General features: G+C 69.3%; 7 protein-coding genes. 4 read left to right on the top strand and 3 right to left on the bottom strand.

The window, feature by feature from the left end; translation table 11 throughout:
- The first annotated feature begins 366 nt into the window (after positions 1–366).
- Positions 367–960 carry a ferredoxin gene (locus tag ACFUK0_RS24170; RefSeq protein ID WP_380253544.1) on the top strand — a complete coding sequence of 198 codons (594 nt, stop codon included), beginning with the start codon at positions 367–369 and terminating at the stop codon, positions 958–960.
- A gap of 26 nt (positions 961–986) precedes the next feature.
- Here ACFUK0_RS24170 and ACFUK0_RS24165 read toward each other — a convergent pair whose 3' ends face one another.
- The 3 genes from ACFUK0_RS24165 to ACFUK0_RS24155 form a co-directional block, all read right to left on the bottom strand.
- Positions 987–2,252, bottom strand: a complete 1,266-nt coding sequence (locus tag ACFUK0_RS24165) for a hypothetical protein (RefSeq protein ID WP_380253542.1) — start codon at positions 2,250–2,252, stop codon at positions 987–989.
- A 73-nt stretch (positions 2,253–2,325) separates the two neighbouring features.
- Positions 2,326–2,475: a hypothetical protein gene (locus tag ACFUK0_RS24160; RefSeq protein ID WP_380253540.1), complete on the bottom strand. Its 150-nt coding sequence runs from the start codon at positions 2,473–2,475 to the stop codon at positions 2,326–2,328.
- Between the two features lie 34 nt (positions 2,476–2,509).
- Positions 2,510–3,544, bottom strand: a complete 1,035-nt coding sequence (locus tag ACFUK0_RS24155) for a helicase associated domain-containing protein (protein WP_380253538.1) — start codon at positions 3,542–3,544, stop codon at positions 2,510–2,512.
- A 535-nt stretch (positions 3,545–4,079) separates the two neighbouring features.
- Between ACFUK0_RS24155 and ACFUK0_RS24150 the strand changes: the two genes are divergently transcribed.
- The 3 genes from ACFUK0_RS24150 (at position 4,080) to ACFUK0_RS24140 (ending at position 5,968) form a co-directional block, all read left to right on the top strand.
- Positions 4,080–4,616, top strand: a complete 537-nt coding sequence (locus ACFUK0_RS24150) for a hypothetical protein (RefSeq protein WP_380253536.1) — start codon at positions 4,080–4,082, stop codon at positions 4,614–4,616.
- Entirely contained in the window at positions 4,616–5,158 is a 543-nt protein-coding gene (locus ACFUK0_RS24145; protein WP_380253534.1) for a helix-turn-helix transcriptional regulator, read from the top strand. Before ACFUK0_RS24150 ends, ACFUK0_RS24145 begins: the two co-directional genes overlap by 1 nt.
- Positions 5,159–5,830: 672 nt before the next feature.
- On the top strand, positions 5,831–5,968 hold the full coding sequence (locus ACFUK0_RS24140) for a hypothetical protein (RefSeq protein WP_380253532.1): 138 nt from the start codon (positions 5,831–5,833) through the stop codon (positions 5,966–5,968).
- Positions 5,969–6,000 lie beyond the last annotated feature (32 nt).

Here is a 6,000-nt window from a genome sequence, read left to right as displayed (position 1 = left end):
GTGACGGCCCTCCGCCCGGCCGGTGGCACTCGGCACCCGGCCGAATCGGACCGCCCCGGCCGACGAGCAGCCGGCCCGGGCGTCATCTCACTGCACGGGTGGACCAGCTGCGCAGGCAGGTCAGCGCCTGAGCCGCAGGTGCCGCCGGTGTGGCGGCACCCAGTGACGGCGGGCCGGAGCGACGATGGCGCCACAACTGCACCAAAGTTCCCCCGATCTCGTCATCGACCTTGACGTAAAGTGCGGTCACAAGGGTGTCCAGAGCAGCGTGCACGTGGCCTCCTGGTCAACGTTGCCCAGCAACGTCGATCCTGGACACCCTCGCTACGTTCTCGCAGGCGAACGCAGGGACAACCGGAGGCGGGCATGAGCAATCACGCTGGATACTGGGATCCGCTGCCGGCGGCCCGGACTGCCGCCGACACCCCAGTGCCCGACGCGGTGCCCAACCTGGTCCTGGCATTGCCGAATCCCCAGACATACCTGACGGGTCAATGGGCGGAACGAAACTGGCGCAACGTGCCCGGGCCCTTCTTCGGCGCCGACACCGACACCTGCTGGACCGGGCGGATGGCGGCACCCGATCACGTACTGTACGACGACGCGACGGGCCAGGAGTTCGTCTACCGCCAGCCGAAGAACGCTGTCGAGGTCGATCGCCTGCTCTTCGCCGCCTGGAACGACCCCTTCAGCGGCTACGGCTGGGACGGAGACCAGCACTGGACTGCCGGCTCCGTCCGTACCTGGTGGCACGAACGAGCCCGCCTGCACGAATGGGCCACCGATCTCAGGACCGCTTGGTCAGTCCACACTGATGAGCACCACCAAGAGGCGGCCGCAGGACTGAACGACCTCCTCGCGTACCTCAACGGCGAACTCGAAACCGACTTGCGGCTCTACCTCTATTGGCTTGAAGAACGCCGCTCCCCGGGCCTCACGGAGGCCCTGCCCAAGCTGTAGCCACGCTGGCATTCGGATCTATTCGTCTAGAGATCGCGGCGGCGGCCCTCTTCGTGGCAGGGGCGCTGGACTTCGCCGCCACGGCCTTCTCGGTGGTGGTCTTCTTCGCGGTGACCGCGAGCGTGGCAGCTGAGCGCTTGACGGCCGCCTTCGTGGCCGTGGGGCCAGCGGAGACCGTCTTGCACTGACGTCCTCTCACGCTCGCAGCCACAGCGGGCCGCTCCGGTGAGCCCCAGAGCGCCATCACAGACCGTCGCATGGATCAGAGTCTTCCAGGCCGGCGGGCGATCGGATGGGGTGCTCCCCTCAGATGTGGCTGCGGCGCACCGTGGGCCGGGCGGGCGGGGCCTGTTCTCCGCGCGGGGCGAGGGCTGCGGTGCGGGTGCGCTGCACCAGGTCATGACCTGGTGCAGCGTGGCCGGGTCGAGGTGGTGGGTGAGGTCGCGGACGGCCTGGTGGTCGGCTTCGCTGAGGAGGTGAAGGCCGGCGCGGTCGAGGGCGGTGTAGAGGGGCTGGGCGGCGGGGCCGGAGAGGTGGCGGTGGGCGCTGTCGGTGCGCTGCATCTCCAGGTACTCGGCCTCGGCCGCGAGGGCGGCAATGTCGCTGCGGTGGCGCTCGAAGCGCAGTGCGTGCTGGAGGGCGGTGTCGTGGTCTGGGTCGTAGCGCTCCGCCCGGGTTTCGGCGGTGTGGTCGTGTACGCGCTGCCACTCGTCGAGGGCGGCGGCCGCGGTGGCGGCGGCGCTCTCGTCTCCGGCGTCGGCGTACCGGTCGGCCATGCGCTCGTCGTTGCGCGCGGCGGCCAGGGCCTGCTGGATGGTTTCCAGGGTCGTCCCGGCGGCCCGGCGGCGGACCTGGCTGCGGACGTCGCCGAGCAGCGGGTGCTCCTGATCGCCGTCGTCCTCGCCCTGGGCCTGGTCGGCGGGGTGCTGGGCGAGGGCGTCGTACAGGGTCGCGCCGGCCTGCCACGCCTCGGTGTGCACGAGGGGCTCCGGCGCGGTGTGGCCGGGGCGGGCGCCGAGGACGATCCGGCCCTCCACCAGGGCCACCCAGCCGTCCAGGCCGTCGACCTCCCGTTCGGTCCAGCCGCGGGCGAGGCCAGCGCCGTGGTGGAGGGTGCGGATGCCGTCGTGGCCGGACCAGCGCAGCCAGATCGCGCTGCGCAGCAGCAGGGAGTCGAGGATCGCCCGGCCCAGGTCACGGTCGGCGGGCGCGGGCCGGCTGCTGCGCGGGGACAGCTCCAGCCGGCCGGGCACGGCGGCGGGATCCGGGTCGGGGCGGGTGGTGCCGGTCATCGCGGGCCCTTTCGGAGCGTCGGGGAAACGGGTGAGGGGCGGCCCGGTGGTGGGACCGCCCCCGTGGCCGGTGCTACTGGTCCGCGCTGCAGTCGTGGTCGGCCTCGACGTACTCGCCGTCGTCGAACCGGGCCTCCAGGGACCAGTGGCAGGTGCACTCGGCGCGGCCCTCCCAGCTGATCTCGCCGCCGCCCTCCTCCTCGCAGTCGTGGCCGGCGTCCACGCCGGTGCCGTCCTCGAACTGCGCGTCGCCCCCCTCACCACACGCGCCGCACGTCCACTCGGCAAACCAGGAGACCGAGCCCTCGGCCAGACCGCCGGACCGCTGCCGAGCCAGGGCTGCGGGCAGCGCGTCCAACAGGGCGATCTGCTGGACCCGTCAGCTTGCCGTCAGTGCGGGCCTTGTCCTGCTTGCGCAGCCACGCTCCCGGCCGGAACGCCGGGTCCGCCTCGCCTCTGGTGCGGTTGGCGGGGCCGTCCAGGGTTCCGCCGGCGCCGAGGTAGGCGAGCAGGCGGCGGTAGGAGCGGTTCCAGTCTGGCTCGATCCGCCACATCGCGTCCAGCGCGGTCAGCTTCGCGTCCTGGGCGGCCGTGAGCTTCGGGTTCTTGCGCTGGCGGCCGACCCAGGCACCGACAGCGTGGCCGTCGAGCTTCTCGGCGGCCGGGATGGCCAGGTGGCCGTGGGTCTCGGCCCAGGCTCGGGCGTGGGCGTGCTTGTCCCAGATCCTGTCGAGCTGGTCGAGTTCGTTGGTGCGGACCGGGGCGAGGAGGCCGGTGCCGGCCAGGTAGCGCTGGCGGTCGAGCCAGGAGATCAGCGCGCCGTCGCGGGTCTTGTCGGTGGGGTCGAGGTGGTGGTGCCCAGTGTGGAACGCGGCGGCCAGCTGGTGCATGCGCTGCCACTCGGTGGCGCGCGGGTTGAATCCTCGCAGCTTCACCGTCCGCAGGATCTGCGCGGCGTGCTTGCGGGCGTTGATCCGCAGCCAGTCCACCGTCGACTCCTTCGGGGCCGGTTGCGACTCGGTGACGTCCTCCTTCTCCCCAGCCCGCTTCGTGCGCAGCTCGGTGATGCGGCCGATGACGCGGGCGTTCTGTGCGGCGAGGACACACCAGATGGTGCGGAAGGAGGAGGCTTCGATCTCGGCCTCGGCCTTGACCGTGGCCAGCTCGGTGGCGAGCGTGTCGTTGCTGTCGGGTGTGAGGAGGTAGGCGGGGATGATGACCCAGGTGACCTTGCCCGGCCGGTGGGACTGGTGCAGCGCCCGGCTGACGGCCTGTACGACATCGATGACCAACCCACCCAGACGAACCACGGCTGACGCCGACCATCACAACTAAGGAGCGCGAACAGGGCCCCTCGGGCCCGATTCCGGCGGCAGCCGGAAGTTCGCGATCGGCGCCGTAACCGTCCCTGCTCCGAGCCGCCGGCCAAAAGACGGGCACGGCCCGGGCGGCGGAAGCGGCACGGCCCGGGCGGTCTCAGTCGGCAGGTAGCCGGTGCCCGGCCTCGAACTCCTCCAGCTGGCGCTCGTACTGGCCGGAGGCCAGTGGTGGTGACGCATGGACGGCACACCAGCTTCTTTGGAAAAGAAGGCGGAACCCTCCTGACCTGGGCAAACGCTGAAATTGCATCAGCTCATGGGTGGAATATATCTGTCCACAGGGTGTGCAGATATATCGCCCTCATACCGCGATACTCGGGCCTCAGCGACCAAGTCTGTGCCGCGTACCGAGAGCCCTCGCGACACGACGCACCCAGACATCCATCACCAAACATATGAGCCCTGATATGTTGAGGCCGTCTACCCAAACCTGGAGAAGGGAGAGCCGGTGGCGGCCAAGAGGCCATCGGGGCGCAGCGGGGCGGAGGAGGCGTTCGCGCGGGGCCTGGCTGATCTGATCGGCAGTGGGCTGGAGCAGCTTCAGGCGCAGAATCCCAGTGTTGGGTTCACCCTTGTTGCGAACTCGGACAAGCCGAAGAAGGCGGTTCACACGCACGGCGGGTCCTGGGTTGCCACGGATCGTGAGCTCCTTGCCAACGTGTGGCGGTTCGAGTTCTCGCAGCGTGAGCGGGCGGTGCTCGACATCATGACTGCGGAGATCAATGAGGAGGGGCAGTGGCACGGGAAGCAGAGCGAGCTCGCCAGGACGCTGGGCTGTTCTCAGGGCTCGGTCTCGAAGGCCATCAGTAAGCTGGAGTCGACGAACTTCGCGTGGAAGCTCGTCCGCTGCCTGTACCAGGTGAACCCCGACTGGGCCTTCGGGTGGGGCTCGAAGGCGCACTTGCGGTCGATCCAGAAGATCGGTAAGGCCGTGATGGACATGAAGAGGATCAAGATCCCGTACGAGACGCGGAAGGCGGCCTGATGACGACAGCAGCGGTTCCCACTCCGAGCGCGGCGTTCTGGTTCAACAGCATGTTCTTCGAGTACTTGCCGAACGCGGGCCTGACTCCGACTGAACGCGACATCCTGGACATTCTTCTCTCCCGGCAGGAGCCGGGTGGGATTGTCTTCATCACTCAGGCCAAGCTGAGCGAGCGCCTGGGCGTGCTGCAGCCGAACATCAGCAAGGCGCTGGCTGGGCTGTCGGAGAGAGGCATCATCGAGCCGCCCGAGCTCCGTCGCCGTGGGCGAATTCGGCTGCACAAGTTCCTCGCGGCCTATGAGGGCCCTCGGCAGGCTATCGCCGCGATGCACGACCCCAATATCCCGGACTGGCCGTTGTCGATCCCCACCAGTGAGACACGGCCGGCCCGCACGGCATCGACAGGAGCGGCCAAGGTCAGTGCGGCTTCGGAGGCGCAGGGGCCGTCACCGTCCGGGTCCGGTGCGACAGCTAGGTCGAAGTCGGCATTGAAGGCTGGTGAGCGCAGGGCGGCTGGTCGACCTCGACTCCGGGTGGTCTGAGCCCCACATTCCAAAGCATATGAGTTCACATATATTGTGGAGTCGTCGGCCCGCTGACCTGCAGGGTTTGCTAGCGCGCTCGACAGATGCATTCCGGACCATATGCGACAACATATGGTCCGGAGCGGGCCCTCGTCGGGACTGACAGGACCCAGGCTCTGGGTTCGGTGTCGACGTGGTCCGGAAGTTGGCGTACCAGGACGCAGCACCGGATCACCGACCTCAGCGGGCTGCCCCACCGCTACTGCGCGGGCCAGCCCGCGCTGGACGAGGAGTATCGGAGAACACGACCGACCTGGTGACGGCAGTGGGGCACCCGGGGATACATGCCGGAACATATGCGAATTGATATGTTCGCGCCTCGTTCACGAGCGTGGGCGAGCGGCTGGGGACTTGCCCCGAAGTGGGGCCGGGGTGCGGCGGGAGCCTTCTCTACGTTTGGCACGGGAGGACCGTGCGCCCTCCAGCGTGATGCCGCTCCTACGGGCTGCCTGGCTTCCTGCCCCACCGCCGGGGTTGTCCCGACGACCTGTTCTCAGTGGCGCGCGTGCCCTCCCCGGTCCCGGTCAGAGTCGGTGCTTCACGGCGGCTGCGGCCATGACGTTCGCCAGGCCGTCGCTGTTGGTCGCCACCTGACAGTCCCGGCCTTCCCCCGCTGGCGCGCCCACGTCGATGCTCCAGGGCGAGGAGTTCGCGTCGGATCTCGTCGGGGTCGAGGACGTCGCGGTCGAGGCGGTGGGTGGAGGTGATGGTGGCGCGTTCGGCCAGCAGCCGTCCGGCCGCAGCGCCGGCGATCCGCTGGACGGTTGATACTGGGACGGTGGCGAGCTTGACTGCAGCTG

The sequence above is a fragment of the Kitasatospora sp. NPDC057223 genome, assembly GCF_042669755.1.
Classification (GTDB): domain Bacteria; phylum Actinomycetota; class Actinomycetes; order Streptomycetales; family Streptomycetaceae; genus Kitasatospora.
This window is presented reverse-complemented; position numbering and strand designations above follow the sequence as displayed.